The following is a 25049-nucleotide window of genomic DNA, read 5'->3' as shown; positions in this document are numbered from 1 at the left end:
AAAGGTACTCCGGATGGTTCGAGAGCGCGGGGCTCAGATGTCTGGTTCGAGGATATCGAGGTGCAGGCTCAGCCCGGCTCGCCCTCTCGCCCTCCGATGACGGGAGGCGTCGGAGACGACGGCGGCGCGCAGAGCGGATGCCACCGCCGCGCCGGCGCCGTACCCGAAGCGGACGAGGGCCCGGACCTTGCCGTCGCCCCCCTCCAGGGGGACGGGACCGAGCACCGCCTCGGCGGGGATGCCCAGCTCGCGCACGGAGTCCAGCGCCGTTCGCACGACGGCGGGCAGTCCGTCGAGCTGGGCGACCCGGGTCACCGGCGGCATGTGCAGCGGCGCCCGGGCCTCCAGCTCCGCCGCCGCATAACCGTTCTGGGTCCAGGTCGCGAGGGCGCGCGCCACCGGGCCGTCGACGCCCACGAGATGCACCGGGGCGCCCGGCGCCGCCAGCGCGGCCGCGTTGGACCACCACCGCAGACACGACTCCCCGATCCTCAGATCGGGGGCCTGGAGCATCCGCGCGCCGTCGAGCAGGACGACCGCCCGGTATCCGCCGTCGGCCAGCGGCTCCGCGCCCCGGGTGGCGATCACCAGCGCGGGCTTCGGACCGACCTGCTCGACGATGTGAGTGCCGTCCGAGACGATCACCGGGACCCCGGGGAACGCCCGCCCCAGCTCGTCGGCGGTGCGCTCGCTGCCCGATGAGGCCAGCCGCACCTGCGGTGACTCGCAGACGGGGCAGTGCCAGGCGTTCGCCGAACGGCCGCACCAGGCGCACACCGGGACCGCCCCCCGGCGTCGCGCGCCGAGGGGGCCGCCGCAGTGGGCGCAGCGCGCAGGGGCACGGCAAGACGCGCACACGAGGGAAGGCGCGAAGCCGGGGCGGGACACCTGCACGAGGACGGGTCCGGTCGCCACGGCGTCCCTCGCGGCCGCGAAGGCGCTCGACGGCATGCGCTGTGCCAGCCTCTCCAGCTCCTGCGGCGTGCTGAGCACCACCTTCGGGGTCGCGCGGCGAAGGGCGCGCACGTCGCGGAACCAGCCCCCGCGCACCAGGCGCTCCACATCGGTCGTCCGCGTGTGACCGACGAAGAGCAGTGCACTGCCCTCCAGCTCCTGGCGCAGCTGCGCCGCGTCGCGCACGTGCACGTACGGGGTGAGCGGTTCGGCGAGAAGGGGGTCGCCGTCGTCCCACACCGCGATGAGGCCGGCGACGACGGGCGCATACACCGCAGAGCGGTTGCCGACGACGACGCACGGCGCCTCGCTCAGAGTGCGGAGGAAGGCGCGATAGCGGTCGGGGTTCGTCTGGCGGGCATCGTGCCGCACGATCGCCTCATCGGGAAGGAGGGCGCCGAGTGCGGTGAGCAGCCGATCCTCGTCACGCTTGTCCGGCACCACGAGCACCGTCGAACGCCCGGAGGCGAGGGTGCGCGCAGCGGCCGCCGCGAGCATCCGCATCGCGTGCGGCAGCCCCTCCTCCATCTCGGGGATAGCCTCCACCGCTGCCCGTGCGCCCTCGTCCAGCACGTCGACGAGCCCCGCATAGCGGGCGAGCGTCCGCTCCGCCTCCGCCAGGCTCTCCGAAGCGGCCTGAGGCGCATCGGACACGGGGCTCCAGGCCTTCTCCGCTCTGACCTGCCGCTTCGGGATCGCGAGGCGCAGCACATCGGCCGCCGATCCGGCAGCCCGGTCGGCAGCGCGACGGGCGAGGCGGTACAGCCGGTCGGGCAGCACGACGACCGGCGACACGATCGACTCCACGACGGAGAGCGCACGGGACGCATCGTCCTCCGTGGCGACCTCCACGACGTAGCCGTCGATCACGCGTCCCGCGGTTCGCAGCGGCACCTTGACACGGACGCCGCACTCCACCTCTCCGAGCTCATCGGGGAGGGCGTAGTCGAACAGCCGATCGAGCTGAGGCAACGGCGAGTCGATCAGCACCCGCGCGATGCGCCGCGACCCGGCCGCCATCAGATCCCGGCGGCGCGCCGGAGTTCGTCGGCCCGGGTGGTGTGCTCCCAGGTGAACTCCGGCAGCTCTCGTCCGAAGTGGCCGTAGGCCGCCGTCCTCGCGTAGATCGGGCGCAGCAGGTCGAGCTCTTCGATGATGGCCTGCGGGCGGAGATCGAAGACCTCGGTGATCGCCCGGGTGATCACCTCGTCCGCCACCTTGCCGGTGCCGAAGGTCTCGACGTACAGGCCGACCGGGTGCGCGACGCCGATCGCGTACGCGACCTGCACCTCGAGCCGATCGGCGAGCCCTGCGGCCACCGCGTTCTTCGCGACCCAGCGCATCGCGTAGGCGCCGGAACGGTCGACCTTGGACGGGTCCTTGCCGCTGAAGGCGCCGCCGCCGTGACGCGCCGCGCCGCCGTAGGTGTCGATGATGATCTTCCGGCCGGTGAGCCCGGCGTCCCCCTTGGGGCCGCCGATCACGAACGGGCCGGCGGGATTGATGTAGTAGCTCAGCTCGGAGGAGAGGTCGAGCCCGGTCTGCGCGAGCACGGGGTCGATCACGAGCTCCCGCACCTGGGCGCGGAGATCCTCCAGCGGCACGTCCGGGTGGTGCTGGGTCGACAGCACGACCGCGTCCACCGTCTTCGGCGTCGCCCCCTCGTAACCGAGGGTCACCTGGGTCTTCCCATCGGGCCGGAGATACGGGAGCAGGCCGGAGCGGCGCACCTCCGTGAGACGCTCAGCGATGCGGTGTGCCGTCCACGCTGCCATCGGCATGAGCTGCGGCGTCTCGTTGGTCGCGTAGCCGAACATGATCCCCTGATCGCCCGCGCCGAGGGCGTCGCGCGGGTCGACAGAACCGCCGTCGCGCTGCTCGGAGGCGTTGTCGACGCCGTGCGCGATGTCGGTGGACTGCTCCCCCACCGAGACGCTCACACCGCAGGACGAGCCGTCGAAACCGTACTCGCTCGAGGTGTAGCCGATGCCGTTGACCACGTCACGGACGATCGTGGGGATGTCGACATAGGCCTCGGTGCGGATCTCACCCGCCACGTGCACCAGCCCCGTGGTCACCAGCGTCTCGACGGCGACCCGCGAGGAGGTGTCCTTGGCGATCAGCCCGTCCAGGATGCTGTCCGAGATCTGGTCGCAGATCTTGTCGGGGTGTCCTTCGGTCACGGACTCGGACGTGAACAGGCGCAGGGCGCTCATCGGTGCTCCATCGGTTGCGGGCGTGATGCTCCGCACGCGGGTGTGACGCGCACGGAGAGGCGGGGATGGTCCCAGTATGGACGGAGCCGCCGACATCCTGCTTCAGGATGACGACGGCTCCGAGAGGGCTGCTCTCACTCCGCGTGGCGGATGCGGAGCTTGTCCTCGTTGATCTCGTGCAGGGCGATCGTCAGCGGCTTGTCCTCGACCGAGGAGTCGACCAGCGGGCCGACGTTGTCGAAGAGGTTGCCCTCGTGCAGATCCGAGTAGTAGTCGTTGATCTGGCGCGCGCGCTTGGACGCGTAGATGACGAGCTCGTACTTGGAGTCGACGCGCTCCAGCAGATTGTCGATGGGGGGATCGATGATTCCCTGGTTGCTACCGGCCACAGTGGGACCTCCTGATCGGGCGACGGGTTGTCGCGAAGTCGGTTCGGCGGGCGCGCGAGACCCTCAGCGCGCCACGCCCTGAGCCAATTCTACGACCTCCCGGGCCGCAGTGGCGACGTCCTCGTTCACTACACGGTGATCGAACTCGTTCTGGGCGGCCAGCTCGACCTTCGCGGTGCGCAGCCGGCGGGTCCGCTCCTCGGCGTCCTCGGTGCCCCTCCCGATGAGACGGTGCACCAGCTCGTCCCACGATGGAGGGAGAAGGAACACCAGTGTGGCGGACGGCTCGGCGGCGCGTACCTGGCGGGCGCCCTGCAGATCGATCTCGAGCAGCACGGTCTTGCCTCCGGCGAGGGCGGCGTCGACCGGGCCCCGCGGTGTGCCGTAGCGGTGCTTGTTGTGCACGACGGCGTATTCGAGCAGCTCGCCGTCCGCGATCAGGCGGTCGAATTCGGCGTCGTCCACGAAGAAGTAGTGCACGCCGTCGATCTCGCCCGGGCGCGGTGCGCGTGTCGTGGCGGAGACGGACAGGTGGATCTCGGGATGCTGCTCGCGGATGCGCGCGGCGACCGTCCCCTTGCCCACGGCCGTCGGGCCCGCGAGCACGAGCAGACGGCTGCGCCCCGAGCGCGGAGCCGTGACCGGGAAGCGGTCGTCGAGCCAGGCGGAGAGACCGGCGACCTGGCGGACGCCGAGCCCGCCGAGCCTCTTCACCGGCGCGATGTGCAGCTCCTGGAGGACGCGGTCCCTCTTCCCCGCGCCGATCGCCGGCAGCGCCATGAGGAAGTCCGTGACGCGCATCGACCCCGCCACGGAGTCGGCCTCGGCGACGGCGGTCCCCAGCACGTCCTGCGGCGTGACGACCCGGGTCGCGATGTCCCTCTTCAGGGACGCCCGGGCACGCCGTCGCTCCACCGCGCGCCGTGCGGCCGCTGCTCGGTCGACGTCGGGGACGGAGCGTCGTTCACCCACCCAGTACCTCCTGATAGAGCGCTGCGCGCTCGATGATCGTGTCGGCGATCCGGTCCGGACCGGCGCCGAGGATGCTGCGGCTCTCACTGGCCAGCACGTTCCCTGCAAGCGTACCGAAACGCGTGAGGAGATCACCCGGAGAGGCGCCCTGTGCGCCGAAGCCCGGGGCGAGGATCGGCGTGCCCGCGAGCACCTCGTCGTCCAGCCCCCGTTCTCCGAGGTCGACCGTGGCCCCGATCACGAGGCCGATCGGCCCGAGCCCTCCGCCGAAGACGGTGGATCGGTTCGCCCAGGTGACGTCGCGCGCCACCCGGTGCGCCACCGACTGGTCCTCCGCCGCCTCGACGTCGATCGTGCGCGCGGTCTGCAGCGCCGCGGCCTCGGGGTTGCTCGTCGCCGCCAGGACGAACAGACCCTTGTCGGCGCGCACGGCCGCGCCGATGGTCTCGCGCAGAGAGTCCGGACCGAGGTACGGGCTCACGGTCAGCGCATCCGCCTCGAGCGGCGAGTCCGGTTCGAGCCACGCGGAGACGTAACCCGCCATCGTCGTGCCGATGTCGCCGCGCTTCGCATCCGCGACCACGAGAAGGCCCGCTCCGCGGGCCGCGGAGAGCACGTCCTCGAGCGCGGCGAAGCCGCGGGATCCGAAGCGCTCGAAGAACGAGACCTGCGGCTTGATCGCCGCGACCCGTCCCGCGGACGCCTCGACCACCGCCAGGCCGAAGGTGCGGACGCCCTCGGCGTCCTGACCCAGGCCCCAGCTCTCCAGGAGCGCGGCGTGCGGGTCGATCCCGACGCACAGCGGACCGTGCGCGTCGAGGGCGGCCCTCAGCCGCACACCGAAGGATGCGGTCACGCCGACGCCTTCCGGTCGGCCTCGTACTCCTGCAGGCTGCGCACCTCGAAGCCCTTGCCCGCGGCGTCCATCCCGCTCACGGCAGCGCCGAGCGTGGCGATGGTGGTGAAGAGGGCCTTGTCCGCGGCCACCGCCGCCGCCCGGATCTCGTAGCCGTCCGCGCGCGCCGCTCCCCCGCTCGGGGTGTTCACGACGATGTCGATCGCCCCGTCGTTGATCAGGTCGACGATGTTCTTCGCCCCGGTCTCCTGGGTCGCGCTGAACTTCTCCACGACGGACACGGCGATGCCGTTGCGCGAGAGGATCTCGGCGGTGCCCTCGGTGGCGACGATCGTGAAGCCGAGCTGCTGCAGGCGATGGGCCGGCAGGATCACCGCGCGCTTGTCCGCGTCCGCGACCGAGATGAACACCGTCCCCTCGGTCGGCGCGCCGCCGTACGCCGCCGCCTGGCTCTTCGCGAAGGCCGTCGGGAAGTCGCGGTCGATGCCCATCACCTCACCGGTCGAGCGCATCTCCGGGCCGAGCACGGAGTCGACCGTCTTGCCGTCGCGGGTGCGGAAGCGCTTGAACGGCAGGACGGCCTCCTTGACGGCCACCGGAGCGTCGAGCGGGATGCGCGAGCCGTCCAGCTCGGGCAGGAGGCCCTCCTCGCGCAGCTCGGCGATCGTCGCGCCCGCCATGATGCGGCTCGCGGCCTTCGCCAGCGCGATGCCCAGCGCCTTCGACACGAACGGCACGGTGCGGCTCGCCCGAGGGTTCGCCTCGATCACGTAGAGCACGCCCGCGCTCACCGCGAACTGCACGTTCAGCAGTCCTCGCACGCCCACGCCCTCCGCGATCGCGAGCGTCGCGGCGCGCACCCGGTCGATCTCGGTGCGGCCGAGGGAGACCGGGGGCAGCGTGCAGCTCGAGTCGCCGGAATGGATGCCGGCCTCCTCGAGGTGCTCCATGATCCCGCCGATGAACAGGTCGGTGCCGTCGTAGAGCGCGTCCACGTCGATCTCGATCGCATCGTCGAGGAACCGGTCGACGAGCAGGGGCTTGCCCTCCTCGATGATGACCTCGCCGGCGGTGCGCACGAAGTAGTCGCGCAGCGACGCGGTGTCGTAGACGATCTCCATCCCGCGTCCGCCGAGCACGAAGCTGGGTCGCACGAGCACCGGGTAGCCGATCTCCTCGGCCACCCGCACGGCGCCCTCGACATCGATCGCGGTGCCGTTGCGCGGGGCGGTGAGACCCGCCTCGTCGAGCAGGCGGGAGAACAGCTCGCGCTCCTCCGCCAGGTCGATGGCCTCGGGGCTGGTGCCGAGCACGCGGTACCCGGCGGCCTCGATGCCCTTGGCGAGGCCCAGCGGCGTCTGACCGCCGAGCTGGCAGACCACGCCGAGGATCGTGCCGCTCGCGGCCTCCGCGTCGAGCACCTCGAGGACGTCTTCGAGGGTCAGCGGCTCGAAGTACAGGCGGTCAGAGGTGTCGTAGTCGGTCGACACGGTCTCGGGGTTGCAGTTCACCATCACCGTCTCGAAGCCGGCGGCGGAGAGGGCGAAGGAGGCGTGCACGCAGGAGTAGTCGAACTCGACGCCCTGGCCGATGCGGTTCGGTCCGGATCCGATGATGACGACCTTGGTGCGGTCGGACGGCGCGACCTCGGTCTCGAAGTCGTAGCTCGAGTAGTGGTAGGGGGTCAGCGCGGGGAACTCCCCCGCGCAGGTGTCCACGGTCTTGAAGACCGGGCGGACGCCCAGACCGTGCCGGATGCCCCGCACCTCCTGCTCGGGGATGCCACGGAGCTCGGCGACCTGCGCATCCGAGAAACCGTGCTCCTTCGCGTACCGGATCGTCTCCGCGTCGAGCTCGGCCGCCTGCGCGACGAAGTCCGCCACCTCGTTGATGAGGACGATCTGGTCGAGGAACCAGGGGTCGATCGCCGTGGCCTCGAAGGCCTGCTCGATCGTCGCACCCTTGCGCAGCGCCTGCTGCAGCACGACGATCCGACCGTCGGTGGGCGTCTTCGAGATCTCGAGCAGCTCCTCGACCGAACGGGGCTCGTCACCCCAGTGGAAGCTCGATCCGCGCTTCTCGAGCGAGCGCAGCGCCTTCTGCAGTGCGGTCGCGTAGTTGCGGCCGATCGCCATGGCCTCGCCCACCGACTTCATGGTGGTCGTGAGAGTCGGGTCCGCCGCCGGGAACTTCTCGAACGCGAACCGCGGCACCTTCACGACGACGTAGTCGAGCGTGGGCTCGAAGCTCGCCGGTGTGACGCCCGTGATGTCGTTCGGGATCTCGTCGAGCCGGTAGCCGAGCGCGAGCTTCGCGGCGAGCTTGGCGATCGGGAACCCGGTCGCCTTCGAGGCCAGCGCGCTCGACCGCGACACGCGCGGGTTCATCTCGATGACGATGATGCGACCGTTCTCCGGGTTGACCGCGAACTGGATGTTGCAGCCGCCGGTGTCCACCCCGACCGCGCGGATGATGTCGATCCCGATGTCCCGCAGTCGCTGGTACTCGCGGTCGGTGAGGGTGAGGGCCGGCGCCACCGTGATCGAGTCGCCGGTGTGGACCCCGACCGGGTCGACGTTCTCGATCGAGCACACCACGACCGTGTTGTCCGCGGTGTCGCGCATGAGCTCGAGCTCGTACTCCTTCCAGCCGAGGATCGACTCCTCGAGGAGCACCTCGTTGGTCGGCGAGTCGTGCAGGCCCGCGCCGCCGATGCGGCGGAGGTCCTGCTCGTCGTAGGCGAAGCCCGAGCCCAGTCCGCCCATGGTGAAGGACGGACGGACGACCAGCGGATAGCCGAGCTTCTCGGCTCCGGCGAGGAGCTCGTCCATCGAGTGGCAGATCACCGAGTCGGCCACGTCGGCGCCCGCCTCGATCACGAGCTCCTTGAAGATCTGGCGGTCCTCGCCCTTCTTGATGGCATCGACCTTGGCCCCGATGAGCTCGACGTCGTACTTCTCGAGGATCCCGCGCTCGTGCAGCGCCATGGCCGCGTTCAGCGCGGTCTGCCCGCCGAGGGTCGGGAGGATCGCGTCGGGCTTCTCCTTCGCGATGATCGTCTCGATGACCTCGGGGGTGATCGGCTCGATGTAGGTCGCGTCCGCGAAGTCCGGGTCGGTCATGATCGTCGCCGGGTTGGAGTTGACGAGGATGACGCGCACGCCCTCCTCGCGGAGCACACGGCACGCCTGGGTGCCCGAGTAGTCGAACTCGCAGGCCTGGCCGATGACGATCGGGCCGGAGCCGATGACGAGGACGGAGCGGATGTCGTCGCGCTTGGGCATTACTTGGTTCCGTTCTGGTTCGCGTCGGCGCTGGGCTTCGACTCGCTGTGCTCGCCCGACCTGCCCCGCAGGTCCTGGCGGACCAGCTCTGCGAACCGGTCGAAGAGATAGTTGGCGTCGTGCGGGCCGGCGGCCGCCTCAGGGTGGTACTGCACCGAGAAGGCGGGGATATCGAACGCGCGGAGCCCTTCGACCACCTGATCGTTGAGGCCGACGTGGCTCACCTCGACCTTGCCGTAGCCGTTCGGGCTGTCGAAGGAGCCCTCCAGGGGCGCCTCGACCGCGAAGCCGTGGTTGTGCGCGGTGATCTCCACGCGGCCCGTGGCCCGGTCGAGCACCGGCTGGTTGATCCCGCGGTGGCCGAAGGTGAGCTTGTACGTGCCGAGCCCGAGCGCACGTCCGAAGAGCTGGTTGCCGAAGCAGATCCCGAAATAGGGCAGCCTGGCGTCGAGCACCTCCCGCAGCACCGCGACCTGTGCGTCGGAGGCCGACGGGTCTCCGGGGCCGTTGGAGTAGAAGACCGCGACCGGGTCGATCGCCGTGATGTCGGCGAAGGTCGACGACTGCGGCAGCACGTGCACCTCGAAGCCTCGTGCGGCGAGGTTGTCGAGCGTCGCCTGCTTGACCCCGAGGTCGAGCACGGCGAGGTTGCCGATGCGCTCCCCCACCGCCGGCGTCACGGCGGCCTCGGAGACCGAGACCTGCGCCGAGAGGTTCTGGCCCGCCATCTCGGGCGCATCCGTGATGCGGCGGAGCTGCTCACGGGCGTCGAGGTGCGCCTCCTCGCCCGAGAAGATGCCGCCCCTCATCGAGCCCGCGGAACGGATGTGGCGGGTGATCGCGCGCGTGTCGACGCCGCTGATCCCCACGATGCCGTCACGCACGAGCGCGTCGTCGAGGGATTCGTCGGCGCGCCAGTTCGAGACGACCCGCGAGGGGTCGCGCACGATGTAGCCGGCGACCCAGATGCGGCGGGACTCCGGGTCCTCGTCGTTCATGCCGGTGTTGCCGATGTGCGGTGCGGTCTGGAGCACGATCTGCCCCGCGTACGAGGGGTCGGTCAGTGTCTCCTGATACCCGGACATCCCGGTGGCGAAGACGACCTCGCCGAGGGTGACCCCGGTCGCACCGTAGGCGCGGCCGGGATAGCGGGATCCGTCCTCGAGGACGAGCACGGCGGGTTCGGGGATGCGGGTCATGCGGATGCTCCAGACTCCGGTGCGGCGCAGAGGCGCTGCAGGGCGGCGAGGACGGTGTGCGGGCCGCCATCGGCGACGCGCAGATAGGAATCGACGAGCGTCCCATCGGCGATGCGCCAGACGATGCGGACGAGGCCGTTGGGCTCGACGACGCGGTCGATGGTGACGGTGGCCAGGTCGGCCGAGACGAGGCGGTCCGAGGCGAGGAACACGGTCGGCGCCCCGTCGAGGCTCAGCGCCGCGCCGCGATCGGTGAGCACCAGCTCACCGCGGGCGCGGTAGACGAGCGGCTTCACGGCGATGCGTTCGAGCGGCTGCTCGTGACGTGTGGTGGCGACATAGAGGACCTCGGCGCGGCCGGTGACGTCGGCGTGCTCCGGGACTCCGAGGGGTGCCGTCAGGCCCGAGTCCCTCCGCAGGCGCGCGCGCCAGGCGAAGAGCATCGCCGCGATCACGAGAAGGGCGGCGACGATCATGACGGTGATCGCGAGTTCGCGGCTCACTTCCGGTCCCTCCCGCCGTCGTCGAGGCCTTCGACGAGCACCCCGTCGGCGACCGTGACGACCCCGCCGTGCAGCGTCCACTGCACGCGGCCGGGCAGGTCGCGACCGAGATACGGGGAGTTGCGGCTGCGTCCGTGCAGATCGGCCTCGGTGAAGACGCCCTCGGCGCTCGCGTCGTAGAGCGTGATGTGCGCCGGACGCCCGACGGCGATCTCACCGAAGCCGTCGAGGCGGCCGATGCCCGCGGGAGCCGCGCTCATGACACGGGCGACGTCGGCCCAGCCGAGCAGTCCGGTCTGCACCATCGACTGGTGCACCACGCGCAGAGCGCTCTCGAGGCCGACCATGCCGTTCGCGGCGGCCTGCCACTCGCAGGCCTTGTGCTCGGACGGGTGCGGCGCGTGATCGGTGGCGACGATGTCGATCGTGCCGTCGGCGAGGCCTTCGCGCACGGCCAGCACGTCCTCCTCGCGGCGCAGCGGGGGGTTCACCTTGTACCGGGCGTCGTAGCCGCGCACCAGCTCGTCGGTCAGCAGCAGGTGGTGCGGTGTGACCTCGGCGGTCACAGCGACGCCGCGCTTCTTCGCCCATCGGATCAGGTCCACGGACCCCGCGGTGGACAGGTGGCAGACGTGCAGTCGCGAGCCGACGTGCTCGGCGAGCAGCACATCGCGCGCGATGATCGACTCCTCGGCGACGGCGGGCCACCCCGCCAGGCCGAGCTCGGCGGAGACCGAGCCCTCGTTCATCTGGGCGCCCTCCGTGAGGCGGGGATCCTGCGCGTGCTGGGCGATCACGCCATCGAAGGCCTTCACGTACTCCAGCGCACGCCGCATGATCAGCGGATCCCACACGCAGAAGCCGTCGTCGCTGAACACCCGTACCTTCGCACGGGAGGAGGCCATCGCGCCGAGCTCTGCGAGGCGCTCGCCCTTCTGTCCCACCGTGACCGCGCCGATCGGCTGCACGGTGGCGTATCCCGCTGCCTCGCCGAGCGCGAGCTCCTGCTCCACCACGCCGGCGGTATCGGCGACCGGCGAGGTGTTCGGCATGGCGAACACCGCCGCGAAACCTCCGGCCGCCGCCGCACGGGTACCGGTGAGCACGGTCTCGGATGCCTCGTACCCGGGTTCGCGCAGATGCGTGTGCAGGTCGACCAGTCCGGGAAGGGCGACGAGCCCGGCGGCGTCGATCACGCGCGCACCCGATCGGCTGAGCCCCGCGCCGATCTCGGCGACGACTCCGTCCTCCACCACGATGTCGGTCGCGTCCGCGCCGTTCACTGCGGCGCCGGTGATGACGAGCGTCTCGCTCATTGCGCTCCCTCTCGATCGTCGTTGCGCTCCCCCGCCAGCAGCAGGTAGAGCACGGCCATTCGCACCGACACTCCGTTGGCGACCTGCTCGAGCACGGTCGCACTGGCGGAGTCGGCGGCTTCGCTGGAGATCTCCAGGCCACGGTTCATCGGGCCCGGGTGCATCACGATACTCGTCCCGGGCAGCCCCGCCGTGCGCACGGCGTCGAGGCCCCAGAGGCGGGCGTACTCCCGCTCGGTCGGGAAGAACGCGGCGTTCATCCGTTCGAGCTGGATGCGCAGCATCATCACGGCGTCCGGACCGGTCGCGAGCGCCTCATCCAGGTCGTAGCGCACCGTGACGGGCCACAGCGATACGTTCTGCGGGACGAGCGTGGGCGGCGTCACCAGCGTGACCTCCGCGCCGAGCGTCGTCAGCAGCCACACGTTGGAGCGGGCGACACGGGAATGCAGCACGTCCCCGACGATCGCGATGCGGAGACCGGCGAGATCGCGGCCACGGCTGTCGAGGCCGTAGCGGCGCTTGCGGATCGTGAAGGCGTCCAGCAGCGCCTGCGTGGGATGCTCGTGCGTCCCGTCGCCGGCGTTGACCACGCCCGCCGAGATCCAGCCGCTCGTCGCGAGCGTCTGCGGAGCCCCGGAGGCGGAGTGCCGCACGACCACGGCGTCGGCACCCATGGCCTGCAGCGTCTGCGCGGTGTCCTTGAGGCTCTCGCCCTTGGAGACGCTGGAGCCCTTGGCGGCGAAGTTGATGACGTCCGCGGACAGCCGTTTGGCGGCGGCCTCGAAGGAGATGCGGGTGCGGGTCGAGTCCTCGAAGAACAGGTTGACGACGGTCTTCCCGAGCAGCGTCGGGAGCTTCTTCACCTGGCGGGACTGCGTGTCGGCCATGTCCTCGGCGACGTCGAGGATCCGCAACGCGGTCTCCCGGTCGAGGGTGCGGGTGTCGAGCAGGTGTCTCATGCCTCGATCGTCACCCCATCGATGCCGTCGAGCTCCGTCAGCCGCACGTTCACGCGCTCCTGCCGGGATGACGGGATGTTCTTGCCGACGAAGTCGGGGCGGATCGGCAGCTCGCGGTGGCCGCGGTCGACCAGTATCGCGAGACGGACGGCAGCGGGTCGGCCGATCGAGCCGAGCGCGTCGAGCGCGGCGCGGATGCTCCGCCCCGAGAAGAGGACGTCGTCGACGAGGACGACGGTCCTGCCGTCGATCCCGCCGTCGGGGATCTCGGTGCGCTTCGGACTGCGGGTCGGATGCTGCGCGAGGTCGTCACGGAACAGCGTGACGTCCAGCGACCCGACCGGGATGTGCGTCTCGGCGATGTCGGAGATGAGCTGACCGAGCCGCTCGGCGAGGGTCACACCCCGGGTGGGGATCCCCAGCAGCACGATTCCGTCCGCTCCGCGGTTCGATTCCAGGATCTCGTGCGCGATGCGCGTCAGAGCGCGCGCGATGTCGGCTTCCTGCAGCACTGTCCGTGCGGCCATACGCCACTCCCTTCTCCGCCTCACAGGACGGGGTTAAAGGTTCGTGATGCCTTCAGTCTACCGAGTCGCCCGGCGCTCCGATGACCGTCCGCGCGTCTCAGGGCATCGCGGGATTGAGGCGCTGGAACAGGATGTGGTCGCGCCAGGCGCCGTTGATCCGCAGATATTCGGGAGCCAGTCCGTAGCGCTCGAATCCGTTGCGCCGGAGAACCGCTTGGGAGCCGGTGTTCTCGGGCAGCGTTCCCGCGGCGACGCGGTGGAGCGCCAGGTCAGAGAAGGCGTGCTCGACCGCGAGTCCTACCGCGTCGGAGGCATGTCCCCGCCTCAGCCTGTCGCTCCGCACGAAGTAGCCGAGGTTCGCCGAGTGGAACGCGCCGCGGATGATGCCGCTCAGGGTGATCCTTCCGACGATCTCATCGTGCTCGTCGACGATCGCGAAAGGGACGCCGGCTCCCGCGTCGAAGGCCGCGAGCTGCGGCTCCAAGGCCGCGCGCTGTCCGTCCTCGGTGAACCACGACGGGTCGCGGGACGGATCCCACGGAGTGAGATGCGCGACGTTCTCGCGTGCGATCGCCGCGAGCTCCGCCGCGTCGTCGAGTGTCAGCACGCGGAGGCGCGTGACGGCCATCAGATCGCCGGGCGCAGGGCCTCTTCCGTCACCGGGCAGTGCTCGGCACGGATCGGGTGGCCGCTCGAGGAGAGGCACTTGCCCGTCTTGAGGTCCCACTTCCAGTCGTGCATGCTGCAGGTCAGCACACCGTCTTCGATCTTCCCCGTGCGGGTGAGGTCGGCGCGGAGGTGCGGGCAGCGGCGCTGCACCAGCCAGTCGCCGATCTGGGCGTCCTCGGTCTGGTCGGTCTGCTCCTGGTACCAGTTCTCGACGTACTCGATGCGATCGTTCGAGAGGCACTTGAGGAACGTGGTCAGGAACTCGTTGAACTTGCCGCTGCGACCGACCGAGAACTGCATCGACAGGAAGATCGAGTTGGACCAGTCGATCTCGTGGTCGCGGATGTTCGTCGAGACGAGGTCGGCGGGGATCGTGTACCAGTAGATGCACTCCTCCCCCGCGTACTCGCGGACCTTCGCCCGAGGGAAGTCGACGACCATGTCCAGGTCGCCGATCCGGAAGCGGACGTTCCCGCCGACGCCGTTGCGGATGGTGCGCGACTTCTTGAGCAGCGGCTCCCACCACGCCTTGATCTCGGCGAGCATCTCCTCGGCGGGGAGGACCGGGGCGCGGGTCGCCTCCTCATCGCGGATCTCCTGCTGGCGTGCCGCGCGCTGCTCCTCCAGGTACTCCCACTTCTCGTCGAAGATGTGGTCGATCTCGGCCTGGCTGTAGAGCGACTGGGTCACGGTCATCTCGCCGTGGTTCATCTCCACAACCGTGCCGGGGATGAACAGCCGTCCGTCGTACTGCGGCGCGAGCTCCTTCAGGTGCGCGAGGAACTCCTTCTGATCGGTGAAGATCGACTCGCCGTTGCGGCCGGTGCCGTTGAAGTCGAAGAGGTCGTCGCGGAGGAACATCGGCGGTCCGGCCATCGGAAAGACGTGCGGCGCGTCGACCTTCTCGATGTAGTACATCGCACGCTTGTTCTGCGCCTCACGCTTGAGCCGGGCGAAGTTCTGCTTGGCGTCCATCGGCAGGTCGTAGACCATCGGCCACCAGATCGCGCCGGACACCTGGGTGAAGTAGGCCTCGGGCTTGCCGAAGCTCAGCAGCTTCTCGAGGTCGAGGGGGTGCGAGTCGTTCTGGTTGAGGATCGATGCGGTGCCGTCGTCCACGCTGAGCGAGGAGTCGCCGATGGGGCCGTCGCTGGGCGCGCGCAGCGGTGTGATCATGATCTTCAGGTCGCCGCGCTCGATCACGCCGCCGGCCGGCGCATAGGTAATGTTCTCGTAGCCGAGCCGGCGGATGTCCGTCTCGAGATCGTCGGTGACGTACTCCGGCAGCAGCACCTCGATGTCCTTCGGGACGTACTTCTCGAGCAGCCGGGGGTCGAAGTGATCGCGGTGACGGTGCGAGATGTACAGGAAGTCGGCCTTGCCGATCTTCTCCCATTCAAGGCCCCGGTTGTCGGGGAACGGGAACCAGGAGCCGTAGAACGAGGGCCCCAGGACGGGGTCGCAGAGGATGGAACCGCCCACCGTCTCGATGAGCATTCCGGCGTGGCCGAGTCCCGTGATCCGCATGTCTCTCCTCCTGTACGAACCCGTAGAGTCTACCGGCGGCCCTCTGTGAGAGCCGTGCGCCCGGCCGTGACTATGGATCGAACAGCGCCCGGATGTCGTCGGCCGTCAGGGTCTGGGCGAAGAGGTCCTCATCATCCATGACGGCCGTGAAGAGGCGCGCCTTGCGCTGCTGCAGTGCGAGGACCTTCTCCTCGATCGTGCCGGTCGCGATGAGGCGGTAGACGAAGACCTGGTCCTCCTGACCGATCCGGTGGGTGCGGTCGACGGCCTGCGTCTCGGCCGCGGGGTTCCACCACGGATCGAGAAGGAAGACGTAGTCCGCCTCGGTGAGCGTGAGGCCGAATCCCCCCGCCTTGAGGCTGATCAGGAAGACCGGGTCGTCCCCCTGCCGGAACTCCTCGATCACCTTCGAACGCCGTCTCGTGGAGCCGTCGAGCCGGCGGAACGTGATCCCGGCCTTCGCGAGCCGCTCCTCGGCCAGGTCGAGGTACGACGTGAACTGGCTGAACACCAGGGCACGGTGTCCCTCCGCTCTGAGCTCGGTGAGCCGTTCGATCAGGACGTCGAGCTTCCGGGATCCGAGCCCCGCGTCCTCGGCGTCGATCAGACCGGGCGCGAGACTCAGCATGCGCAGGAGCGTGAGCGAACGGAAGACGATGAACCGGTTGCGGTCGAGGTCTTCGAGCAGGCCGAGCACCTTCTGCCGTTCTCGCTGCAGCACCGTGTCGTAGAGCGCCCGGTGACCGTGGCCCAGCTCGACGTGCAGCACCTGCTCCTGCTTCGGTGGGAGGTCGGCCGCGACGACATCCTTGGTCCGCCGCAGCATGAGGGGACGCACACGCCGCCGCAGCCGCGCGATGCGAGCGGCGCGGAATCCGCTCCCCTCCGCGTTCTCCGGCACCTTCCCCTGCTCGATCGGATGGATGTACTCCTGCCGGAACCGCCGGGCGGAGGGGAACAGCCCGGGCGAGGTCAGCTGCAGCAGCGCCCAGAGGTCGGCGAGCGAGTTCTCCAACGGCGTGCCCGTCACGGCGAACGTCACCTCGGCGGGGACGCCGGCGACCGCGCGATGCTGGAGCGAGGCAGGGTTCTTCACGAACTGCGCCTCGTCGAGGATGAGGACCGCCCAGTCCTCGCCGGCGAAGTCCTCGGCGGCCAGCCGCATCACGGTGTAGGAGACGATCACCAGGTCGGCGCGATCCGCGGCCCCGCGCACGGCTCCGCGTCGGGCCTTCTCGACGATCTCGGCCGTGAGCGATGGCGCGAACTCCTGCGCCTGCTCGCGCCAGGCGCCGAGCACCGAGGTCGGGGCGACCACCAGGAACGGCCTCTCCTCGCCCCGCTCGCGGGCGTCGAGCATCATCGCGAGCACCTGCACCGTCTTGCCGAGGCCCATGTCGTCGGCGAGGATCCCGCCGAGCCGATGCTCCCGCAGGAAGGACAGCCACTCGTAGCCCGCCTGCTGATAGGGGCGCAGCCGGGCTTGGAGGCGCACCGGCGCCGGTCGCTCCGGAACGTGCTCGGTCGATCTCAGGGCGTCGACCGCCGCACGCCAGGTGACCGCCGGCACGGCTTCGTCGGCGAGGTCCTCGAAATCCTCCCACAGCGCCAACTGGTCGCGCGCGATCTTCGGCCCGGTCTCCCACTCCGCCAGAGACGCCGCCTCGTCGATCAGCTCTCGCAGCCGATCCAGTGCCGGATGTGCCAGCGAGAACCATCCTCCGTCGGCGAGCAGCATCTTCTTCCGGCGCTGCGACAACGCCGAGAACAATGGCTGGAACGGAATGCTCCGTCCGTCGATGCGCACGAGGAAGCCGAGGTCGAACCAGTCGGGGTCGGTGCTCTCGACGGTGGAGACGGTGATCTCGGGATCGCCGGTGAGCTGCTCGTAGTCGCGGACCGTCCCGGTGACGACCACCTCGACCCCGAGACCCTCCATCGCGGGGACGACGCGGGTCATGAACTCGGCGGCGTCGGCTTCGCGGAGGACCCCGGCCGGCGCGAACGGGACCACGTCGCATGCGGCCCAGGTGCGCTCGAACCGCGCCCGCACCGCGCTCTCGGCCTCCGCATCCCTCACCGCGTCGTCGGTCGGCGCCAGCGGGAAGCGTCCGAGACCGGGATACTCCCATCCCCAGCGGAAGTCGAGCACGTCCTCCTCGCGGAAGGAGACGGACAGCAGCGCCTCCGGGGTGACCCTGCGCGGCAGCGTCACGCCCGTACCCGCCAGGACCTCCTGCTGCCGGGCGAGCCGCGGATAGGTCAGGGCGAAGAAGCCTTCCTCGTCCTCGGCCGGAATCCTCACCGCACCGCCCTCGGCGATCACGGCCCGGCTCGCCGGCGTGAGAGCGACCTCGCCCAGCACGACCCTCAGCCGCTGCCCCACGAGCGCCCAGGAGTAGACGCCCGACTGTCCGATCGGCCCGCAGTGCTCCACGCGCTCCCCGTCGACGATCACGCGCGCCTCGACCCGGATCCCGTGATCGTCGCGCACCAGCTCGAGGCCTGCCGCGGCTTCAGCGGCGATCGCGAGGTCCGTGTGCGTCCGCGTGGCGACGAGCGGGATGCCGAGAGCCTGCGCCCTCCGCAGGTGCGGGAAGAAGAGGTCCGACTCCACGTGGTCGAGGGGAAGCCAGTCCCCCGCGGTTCCGGAGAGCAGCGAATCGCGGGACAGCGCCAGGAGGTCGGAGAACCACCGTCGCTGGGCGGGCGCGAACCGGAAGACCTCGCTCCGGATCCCGTCCCAGCCGACACCGCTCTGCACCCAGGCTCCGGTGCGGTCGCTGCGCACGAGGGGGCGCACCGCGAGAAGCGTCTCCGCCGGACCCGAGGCGAGACGGCGGGGCTCCGCGGCGACGGCCCGGCGCGCCGCCCACGGGTTCGGATCCGGCTCTCGGACGCGCAGCTCCACGCCCAGCGCCAGCGCCGTCGACCCTTCGGACGCCGGTCTCGTCGCCCCGAGGATCCGCCGCCAGTCCTGCCGGCCGGCGTCGCCGGACGGCGTCATGCGGTCGCCCCTGCCGCACGGCGCGGCGCCGGAGCGGCGTGAGAGCGGGGGAAGGCCATGGATGCCATCCTGCCAGCCGCCTCGGACACGACCCTCCGCGGCCGTTGCCTGGTCGTTACCCAACCCTTCCCGGATCGTGACCCCGCGATCCGGGAACCCCGCTTAGCCTTTCGCTATGCACAGGATGCGAAGGGGACTGTCGACCGTGGCGGTCGCGGCGGCGATCGTCCTCGGCCTCGCGGGCTGCGCGATGCCCGGCGTGCAGGACAGCGGGTCGCAGGGGGACAGCGCGCAGTCCGCAGGCGGCGGCGGGCCGGTGGAGGGCGCGGTACCGGAGAAGTCCTCCGATACCGCCGTCGTCACGACCGGACGGATGCTGATCTCCGTCGACGATCCCCTGGTCGCCGCGGACAAGGCCGGCACGATCGCGCTCGACGCCGGCGGGCGGATCGACGGCCGCCGGGAGCGCGCCGGGGATCGCTCCGGCGGGACGGCGCGTGCCGAGCTGGTGCTGAGGATCCCCGCCGACGGACTCGACAAGGCGCGGACCGCGCTGGCGGAGCTCGGCACGCGCACCGAGACGTCGTTCGAGGCCGAGGACGTGAGCTCCTCCCGTCGCGATCTCGATGCGCGCATCAAGACCCTGCAGACGTCGATCGCCCGGTACACGGGGTGGCTGGCGACCGCGCAGAAGACCTCGGACCTCCTCGAGCTGGAGAAGGCGATCTCCGAGCGTCAGACCGAGCTCGAGAAGCTGGAGGCCGAGCAGCGCGCACTCGACGACAGGGTGTCCATGGCGACGGTGACCGTGGTGCTCTTCTCCGACGAGACTCCGGTGACCGCCTCTCCGCGCAGCTTCGGCGAGTCCCTCGCCGCTGGGTGGACGGTGTTCGCCGGCTTCTGGGCGTCGACGGGGCTGGCCGTGGCGTTCGCGCTGCCCTGGCTCATCGTGATCGCGTTGATCACGGGCGTCGCGGTGTGGCTCGTGCGCCGTCGGCGCCGCCGCGGGGCAGAAGGAGCGACGGGGCGGGCCCCGATGCCTCCGGCGCCGCGGGCGATGGTTCCCGGGCCCGCTCAGGACCCGTCGACGCGTTCCGCCGTGACAGTGACGCCGGTGTCCGGAGAGACCACGGGCGGAGAGGCGCCGCCGCACGACGCGCCTCGCTGATCCGCGGAGCGCGGCGGGGTCAGTTCGCGCGTGCGAGTCGCGCCAGCACCCCGTGGACGAACGCGCCCGACTCGTCGGTGGAGAGCTCCTTGGCCAGCTCCACCGCCTCGTCGATCGCGACCGCCGTCGGCACGCCGTCGTTGTGCAGGATCTCCCACGCGCCGATTCGCAGGACGGCGCGGTCGACGGCGGGCATCCGCTCGAGCTTCCAGTCGCGGCTGTGCGTGGTGATCTGCTCGTCGATCTCGTCGCGGTGATCGATGATCCCGTCGACGATCTCGCGGGCGTAGAGCCACGACGCCTCGCGCGCGGGCTCGTTCGCCGCGCGCTTCGCCTCGGCGGCGAGGGTGACGGCGAGGTCGTCACCGCGGACGTCGGACGAGAAGAGGATGTCGAGCGCGCGTTTGCGCGCCTTGGTGCGGGCGCTCAAGATCAGTCGTTGACGCGGCCGAGGTAGTCGCCCGTGCGGGTGTCGACCTTGACCTTCGTACCGGTCTCGAGGAACAGCGGCACCTGGATCTCGTAGCCCGTCTCGACGGTCGCGGACTTGGTGCCCGCCGACGAACGGTCGCCCTGCAGGCCCGGCTCGGTGTAGGTGATCTCCAGCACCACGGAGGCGGGGAGATCGATGTACAGCGGGTTGCCGTTGTTGAGCGCGATCGTGACCTGCTGGTTCTCGAGCAGGAAGTTCTTCGCGTCGCCCACCGTGGCGGCGCCGACCGTCAGCTGGTCGTAGTCCTCGACGTCCATGAAGACGAAGCCGTCTCCATCGGTGTAGAGGTAGGTGAAGTCACGGCGGTCGACGTTCTCGATCTCGATCTTCGCGCCGGCGTTGTAGGTGCGGTCGACCGTCTTGCCCGTGACGACGTTCTTCAGCTTGGTGCGGACGAACGCCCCGCCCTTGCCCGGCTTGACGTGCTGGAACTCCACGACGCTCCAGAGCTGTCCGTCGATGCTGAGGACGACGCCGTTCTTGATGTCTGCGGTGGATGCCATGCGGAAGTGTCCGTTCGTGTTGGAAGATCATGTGGCCGCCGATCCGCAAGGAACACGGCCGACAGTAGATTCTACGGGATCGGCGCCTAGCATCGAGAGCATGCCCACCGTCGACGACCTGCGGACCTTCTCCGATCCCCCCGCGCCGGAGGGGGTGTCCCCGTATCTCGTGCCTCAGTCCCGGGCTCCGATCGCCGTCGTGCCCTACGACCCGGGATGGCCGGACGTCTACCGGCGGATCGCCGACGGCATCCGCGAGGTGCTGGGCGCGCGGGTGCTCCGGATCGATCACATCGGATCGACCTCCGTGCCCGGGCTCGCCGCCAAGCCGATCATCGACATCGACCTCACGGTGGCGGACCCGGACGACGAGGCGGGATATGTGCGGCCGCTCGTCGCCGCCGGCTGGGAGCACACCGTACGGGAGCCCTGGTGGCACGGGCACCGCATGCTGCGCCGCGCCGAGCCGCGGGTCAACCTGCACGTGTTCGGCACGGACTCCCCCGAGACCTGGCGTCACCTCATCCTCCGGGACCACCTCCGCAGGGACGCCGGCGACCGTCGTCGCTACGCGGCGATCAAGCAGGAGGCCGCGGCGCTCGCCACCGCCTCGGCGGAGACCGTCTCGCAGTACAACGCGCGCAAGGAGGTCGTGCTGCGCGAGATCGTGGTGACCGCGCTCCGCGCCGCGGGCGTGCGGGAGCCGTGAGACCCGGCGCGAGCGCCTAGGGCCGGAGCCCGTCGATCAGCGCGCGCACCGCTTCTGCGTAGCCGGCGACGCCGTGCCCGACCACCCGCACCGCGGCGATGTCGTGCAGGTAGGAGAAGTGCCGGAACTCCTCGCGGGCGTAGACGTCGGAGATGTGCACCTCGGCGAAGGGCAGTGCGACGCCGGTGAGCGCGTCCCGCAGCGTCACCGAGGTGTGGGTGAGGCCGCCGGGGTTGATCACGATGCCCGCGCAGTCCTCGCGGGCGGCATGGATCGCGTCGATCAGCACGCCCTCGTGGTTGCTCTGCACCGTGCGGGTCTCATAGCCCCGCTCGGCCGCCGCCTCCGCGGTGATCCGCTCCACGTCGGCGAGCGTCTCCGTGCCGTACACGTCGGGCTCCCGCGTGCCGAGCAGGTTGAGGTTGGGGCCGTTGACCAGCAGGATGCGCGGTGTCGTCACTCCTGCACGCTATCAGCGCGTGTGGGCCGAGGTCAGTACGACGACGCCCGACTCCCCCGCCTCGCAGAAGCCTCCGAACGCACCGAAGTAGGAGTCCGCGTCGTCGCCGTCAGGGAGGTCGGCGAGGGCGATCCGTGCCCCGGTGCCGACGACGGACGCGCCGTCGCCGATCGTCTGTCCGGAATCCGTCACCACACGATCCGCGTCCTGCTTCCAGCCGCGCGGCCAGACGACCCACGCGCCGTCGGCTCCGTCGTCGGACGACCAGCGGAAGCACCCGTTCCCGCCGACCACGAGGGATCCTTCGAGGTCGGCCGCCGTCGCGCCCGCCGCGCGGAGGGCGTCCCCCGCCGCGTCTGCCGCGAGGGTCGGCAGACCGAAGCCCCCTTCGTCCGAGACGCTGCAGGAGCAGAGCAGCAGCGCGGCCGCGACGGCGGTCAGGACACCGAGCGTCTTCGTCGAGCGCATGCCGGCATGCTACCGACCGATGGCCGCCCCGCGGAAGGGCCGTTCCCGACCCGTGATCAGGCGGCGATCTCCTGGTAGGCGGCGAAGAGGAGCGACTCGTCCGGCGCCTGCAGCACGGTCGGCCGTGCGATGTCGTCCAGGACGATGAAGCGCAGCATCCCTCCGCGGCTCTTCTTGTCGCGCTGCATGGTCGAGAGCAGCTGAGCCCACGCACCGCCGCGGTAGGTCGTCGGTAGACCGAGCGACTCGAGGATGCGTCGATGGCGCTCCACCGCCGCATCCGGGAGGCGCCCGGCGAGACGGGAGAGCTCGGCCGCGTACATCATGCCGATGGAGATCGCCGCGCCGTGCCGCCACTGATAGCGCTCGGCGTGCTCGATCGCATGTCCGAGGGTGTGGCCGTAGTTGAGGATCTCGCGCTGTCCCGCCTCACGGAAGTCCTCCGACACGACGCGGGCCTTCATGTCGATCGCGAGCTCGACCGTCCGGCGGAACTCGGCCGTCGTCGGATCGATCGCCCGCTGCGGGTCGGTCTCTATGATGTCGAGGATCTCCGGAGCCCAGATGAATCCGGCCTTGACCACCTCCGCGTAGCCGGCCGTCGCCTCATTCGCGCTGAGAGTGGTCAGCTCGTCGAGGTCGCCGATCACGGCCCGCGGCGCCCAGAAGGCTCCCACCATGTTCTTGCCCTCGGCCGTGTTGACGCCCGTCTTGCCGCCCACGGCCGCGTCCACGAGGCCCAGCACGGTGGTCGGCACCTGGACGACCTGCACGCCCCGGAGCCAGGTCGCGGCGACGAAGCCGGCGAGATCTGTCACGGCGCCTCCGCCGTAACCGACGACCGCATCGGTGCGCGTGAAGTCCGACTGCCCCATGACCTGCCAGCAGAAGGCCGCGACCTCGATGCGCTTGCCCTGCTCGGCATCCGGCACCTCCGCGAGGAGCACCTCGCGCGTCCCGTCCGACATCAGCCGTTCGCGCAGCTCCGCCGCACGGGCCGCGAGCGTGGGCGGATGCACGACCAGCACCTTCCGCACGGCGGGGTCGAGCGCGACGGCGACCTGGTCGAGGATGCCCCGCCCCACCGTGATGTCGTACTGCTCGCGTCCCGTGACGCTGATGGTGTTCGTCGTCATCCTCGTTCCTTCCTCCAGACGGCGATCTCCTCTGCGATCGTCCGCATCGGCCGCCGTGACGTGTCGACCGTGAGGTCGGCGACCTCCTCGTACCAGCCGCGCCGGGCGGCGAAGATCTCCTTCCACCGCGCGACCGGGTCCTCTCCGGCCAGCAGGGGGCGCCCGCCTCCGCCGATCCGACGCGCGACGGCCTCCGGCGAGACCGTGAGGTAGACGACCGGATGCTCCGCGAGCAGCGCCCTGGTGGCGGCGTCGGTCACTGCTCCGCCACCCAGGGAGACCGCGCCGCCCTCGGCGAGGGCGGCCGCCACCGCCGCGCGCTCCAGCTCCCGGAAGTGCTTTTCGCCGTGCTCCGCGAACAGGGCCGGGATCGGCCCGTGCTCCGCGGCGATCCTCTTGTCGGTGTCGACGAAGGGGACCTCGAGCGCGCGTGCGACCCGTCGGCCGACGCTGGTCTTGCCCGCCGCCATCGGGCCGACGAAGACGGTGGTGAGAGGCCGGTCAGCCGAGTTCGTCATGGGCGATGAGCGCCGCCTCGGATGCCGGAGCCGTGCGCAGCGCCTCGGGGATCGCCGCGAGGTAGCCCTCGAGGTTCCGCCGGGTCTCCCCCACACTGTCGCCGCCGAACTTCTCGAGCATCGCGTTCGCGAGCTCGATCGCGACCATCGCCTCGGCGACGACGCCGGCTGCAGGGACCGCGCACACGTCGGACCGCTGATGGTGGGCGCTCGCCGTCTCCCCCGTCGCGACGTCGATCGTGCGCAGCGCGTGCGGCACCGTGGCGATCGGTTTCATCCCGGCGCGCACGCGCAGCACGGTGCCCGTGCTCATGCCGCCCTCGGTCCCACCGGCACGGTCCGAGCCCCGGGCGATGCCATCGTCCGAGACGAACAGCTCGTCGTGGGCGGCGGAACCGCGACGTCGCGTGGTCTCGAAGCCGTCGCCGACCTCCACGCCCTTGATGGCCTGGATGCTCATGAGGGCCTGGGCGAGGCGGCCGTCGAGGCGGCGGTCCCAGTGCACATGAGATCCGAGCCCCGGCGGGAGCCCGTAGGCCAGCACCTCGACGATCCCGCCGAGGGTGTCGCCGTCCTTCTTCGCGGCGTCGACCTCGGCGATCATGAGAGCGGAGGTCGCGGCGTCGAAGCAGCGCAGGGGGTCGGCGTCCAGGAGCGCCACGTCGCCGGGGCCCGGGAGCGGCGAGCCGTCGGGGACCCGCACCGGTCCGATCGACAGGGTGTGGCTCACCAGGCGGATGCCCAGCTCGGACAGGAACGCCCGGGCGACCGCGCCCAGGGCGACGCGGGCCGCGGTCTCCCGGGCGCTCGCGCGCTCGAGGATGGGACGGGCCTCGTCGAAGTCGTACTTCTGCATGCCGACGAGGTCGGCGTGTCCGGGGCGGGGCCTGGTGAGAGAGGCGCCGCGCCCGCGGGACTTCTCGGTCAACTCGACGGGGGCCGGGCTCATCACCTCGGTCCACTTCGGCCACTCGGTGTTGCCGATCCGCATCGCGATCGGGCTGCCCAGGGACAGGCCATGACGCACACCGCCGGAGATCGACAGCTCGTCCTGCTCGAACTTCATCCGCGAACCGCGTCCATAGCCGAGCTTGCGGCGCTGCAAGTCTGCCTGCACGCCCTCGGCGGTGATCGGGACGCCGGAAGGCAGACCCTCCATGACGGCGATGAGTTCTGGGCCGTGCGATTCGCCGGCCGTGAGCACACGGAGCAT

The 25049-nt window shown here is 70.5% G+C and carries 23 protein-coding genes; 2 read left to right on the top strand and 21 right to left on the bottom strand.

What is annotated here, in order from left to right:
• Positions 1 to 33: 33 nt before the first annotated feature.
• The 14 genes from ABWO84_RS06450 to ABWO84_RS06385 form a co-directional block, all read right to left on the bottom strand.
• Positions 34 to 1974 (bottom strand): primosomal protein N' family DNA-binding protein, encoded by a 1941-nt coding sequence (locus ABWO84_RS06450; protein ID WP_353113688.1) that lies wholly within the window; start codon positions 1972 to 1974, stop codon positions 34 to 36.
• On the bottom strand, positions 1974 to 3170 hold the full coding sequence (metK, locus tag ABWO84_RS06445; protein WP_353113687.1) for a methionine adenosyltransferase: 1197 nt from the start codon (positions 3168 to 3170) through the stop codon (positions 1974 to 1976). Before metK ends, ABWO84_RS06450 begins: the two co-directional genes overlap by 1 nt.
• 134 nt (positions 3171 to 3304) lie before the next feature.
• Complete coding sequence (rpoZ, locus tag ABWO84_RS06440; RefSeq protein WP_353113686.1) at positions 3305 to 3559, bottom strand: DNA-directed RNA polymerase subunit omega; 255 nt, start codon at positions 3557 to 3559, stop codon at positions 3305 to 3307.
• A gap of 63 nt (positions 3560 to 3622) precedes the next feature.
• Positions 3623 to 4531: a guanylate kinase gene (gene gmk / locus ABWO84_RS06435; RefSeq protein ID WP_353113685.1), complete on the bottom strand. Its 909-nt coding sequence runs from the start codon at positions 4529 to 4531 to the stop codon at positions 3623 to 3625.
• A complete protein-coding gene (pyrF, locus tag ABWO84_RS06430) occupies positions 4524 to 5387 on the bottom strand; it encodes an orotidine-5'-phosphate decarboxylase (protein ID WP_353113684.1) in 864 nt (287 codons plus the stop codon). The genes gmk and pyrF overlap by 8 nt, the downstream gene beginning before the upstream one ends.
• The gene (carB, locus tag ABWO84_RS06425) at positions 5384 to 8671 is read right to left on the bottom strand and encodes a carbamoyl-phosphate synthase large subunit (RefSeq protein ID WP_353113683.1); all 3288 of its coding nucleotides are present in this window, start codon (positions 8669 to 8671) and stop codon (positions 5384 to 5386) included. Before carB ends, pyrF begins: the two co-directional genes overlap by 4 nt.
• Positions 8671 to 9870: a glutamine-hydrolyzing carbamoyl-phosphate synthase small subunit gene (gene carA / locus ABWO84_RS06420; RefSeq protein ID WP_353113682.1), complete on the bottom strand. Its 1200-nt coding sequence runs from the start codon at positions 9868 to 9870 to the stop codon at positions 8671 to 8673. Before carA ends, carB begins: the two co-directional genes overlap by 1 nt.
• A complete protein-coding gene (locus ABWO84_RS06415) occupies positions 9867 to 10373 on the bottom strand; it encodes a PH-like domain-containing protein (RefSeq protein ID WP_353113681.1) in 507 nt (168 codons plus the stop codon). Before ABWO84_RS06415 ends, carA begins: the two co-directional genes overlap by 4 nt.
• Complete coding sequence (locus tag ABWO84_RS06410) at positions 10370 to 11689, bottom strand: dihydroorotase (RefSeq protein WP_353113680.1); 1320 nt, start codon at positions 11687 to 11689, stop codon at positions 10370 to 10372. Before ABWO84_RS06410 ends, ABWO84_RS06415 begins: the two co-directional genes overlap by 4 nt.
• A complete protein-coding gene (locus ABWO84_RS06405; RefSeq protein ID WP_353113679.1) occupies positions 11686 to 12651 on the bottom strand; it encodes an aspartate carbamoyltransferase catalytic subunit in 966 nt (321 codons plus the stop codon). The genes ABWO84_RS06410 and ABWO84_RS06405 overlap by 4 nt, the downstream gene beginning before the upstream one ends.
• Positions 12648 to 13178 carry a bifunctional pyr operon transcriptional regulator/uracil phosphoribosyltransferase PyrR gene (gene pyrR / locus ABWO84_RS06400; protein WP_353113678.1) on the bottom strand — a complete coding sequence of 177 codons (531 nt, stop codon included), beginning with the start codon at positions 13176 to 13178 and terminating at the stop codon, positions 12648 to 12650. Before pyrR ends, ABWO84_RS06405 begins: the two co-directional genes overlap by 4 nt.
• Positions 13179 to 13275: 97 nt before the next feature.
• Complete coding sequence (locus tag ABWO84_RS06395; RefSeq protein WP_353113677.1) at positions 13276 to 13806, bottom strand: GNAT family N-acetyltransferase; 531 nt, start codon at positions 13804 to 13806, stop codon at positions 13276 to 13278.
• Complete coding sequence (locus ABWO84_RS06390; protein ID WP_353113676.1) at positions 13806 to 15374, bottom strand: Rieske 2Fe-2S domain-containing protein; 1569 nt, start codon at positions 15372 to 15374, stop codon at positions 13806 to 13808. The genes ABWO84_RS06395 and ABWO84_RS06390 overlap by 1 nt, the downstream gene beginning before the upstream one ends.
• Positions 15375 to 15444: 70 nt before the next feature.
• A complete protein-coding gene (locus tag ABWO84_RS06385) occupies positions 15445 to 18381 on the bottom strand; it encodes a DEAD/DEAH box helicase (protein WP_353113675.1) in 2937 nt (978 codons plus the stop codon).
• Positions 18382 to 18556: 175 nt separating this feature from the next.
• On the opposite strand from ABWO84_RS06385, the gene ABWO84_RS06380 reads away from it, so the two are divergent.
• On the top strand, positions 18557 to 19549 hold the full coding sequence (locus tag ABWO84_RS06380) for a DUF4349 domain-containing protein (protein WP_353113674.1): 993 nt from the start codon (positions 18557 to 18559) through the stop codon (positions 19547 to 19549).
• A 19-nt stretch (positions 19550 to 19568) separates the two neighbouring features.
• On the opposite strand, the gene nusB is transcribed toward ABWO84_RS06380, so the two are convergent.
• The gene (nusB, locus tag ABWO84_RS06375; RefSeq protein WP_353113673.1) at positions 19569 to 19979 is read right to left on the bottom strand and encodes a transcription antitermination factor NusB; all 411 of its coding nucleotides are present in this window, start codon (positions 19977 to 19979) and stop codon (positions 19569 to 19571) included.
• Positions 19980 to 19981: 2 nt separating this feature from the next.
• Positions 19982 to 20545, bottom strand: coding sequence for an elongation factor P (gene efp / locus ABWO84_RS06370; protein ID WP_353113672.1), 564 nt, complete (start codon positions 20543 to 20545; stop codon positions 19982 to 19984).
• Positions 20546 to 20645: 100 nt separating this feature from the next.
• Between efp and ABWO84_RS06365 the strand changes: the two genes are divergently transcribed.
• Positions 20646 to 21254 carry a GrpB family protein gene (locus tag ABWO84_RS06365; RefSeq protein WP_353113671.1) on the top strand — a complete coding sequence of 203 codons (609 nt, stop codon included), beginning with the start codon at positions 20646 to 20648 and terminating at the stop codon, positions 21252 to 21254.
• Positions 21255 to 21270: 16 nt separating this feature from the next.
• Here the strand turns inward: ABWO84_RS06365 and aroQ are convergent, their stop codons facing one another.
• From aroQ to aroC, 5 genes are read right to left on the bottom strand one after another with little or no spacing between them, the layout of a single operon-like run.
• The gene (aroQ, locus tag ABWO84_RS06360) at positions 21271 to 21714 is read right to left on the bottom strand and encodes a type II 3-dehydroquinate dehydratase (RefSeq protein ID WP_353113670.1); all 444 of its coding nucleotides are present in this window, start codon (positions 21712 to 21714) and stop codon (positions 21271 to 21273) included.
• Positions 21715 to 21726: 12 nt separating this feature from the next.
• The gene (locus ABWO84_RS06355; RefSeq protein WP_353113669.1) at positions 21727 to 22182 is read right to left on the bottom strand and encodes a hypothetical protein; all 456 of its coding nucleotides are present in this window, start codon (positions 22180 to 22182) and stop codon (positions 21727 to 21729) included.
• Positions 22183 to 22238: 56 nt separating this feature from the next.
• Positions 22239 to 23318, bottom strand: a complete 1080-nt coding sequence (aroB, locus tag ABWO84_RS06350; RefSeq protein ID WP_353113668.1) for a 3-dehydroquinate synthase — start codon at positions 23316 to 23318, stop codon at positions 22239 to 22241.
• A complete protein-coding gene (locus ABWO84_RS06345) occupies positions 23315 to 23836 on the bottom strand; it encodes a shikimate kinase (protein WP_353113667.1) in 522 nt (173 codons plus the stop codon). Before ABWO84_RS06345 ends, aroB begins: the two co-directional genes overlap by 4 nt.
• Positions 23820 to 25049: a chorismate synthase gene (aroC, locus tag ABWO84_RS06340; RefSeq protein WP_353113665.1), complete on the bottom strand. Its 1230-nt coding sequence runs from the start codon at positions 25047 to 25049 to the stop codon at positions 23820 to 23822. Before aroC ends, ABWO84_RS06345 begins: the two co-directional genes overlap by 17 nt.

The organism is Microbacterium sp. (assembly GCF_040394595.1).
GTDB lineage: Bacteria > Actinomycetota > Actinomycetes > Actinomycetales > Microbacteriaceae > Microbacterium.
Note: the sequence above shows the minus strand (reverse complement) of the source record. Positions and strands in the feature narration are given on the sequence as shown.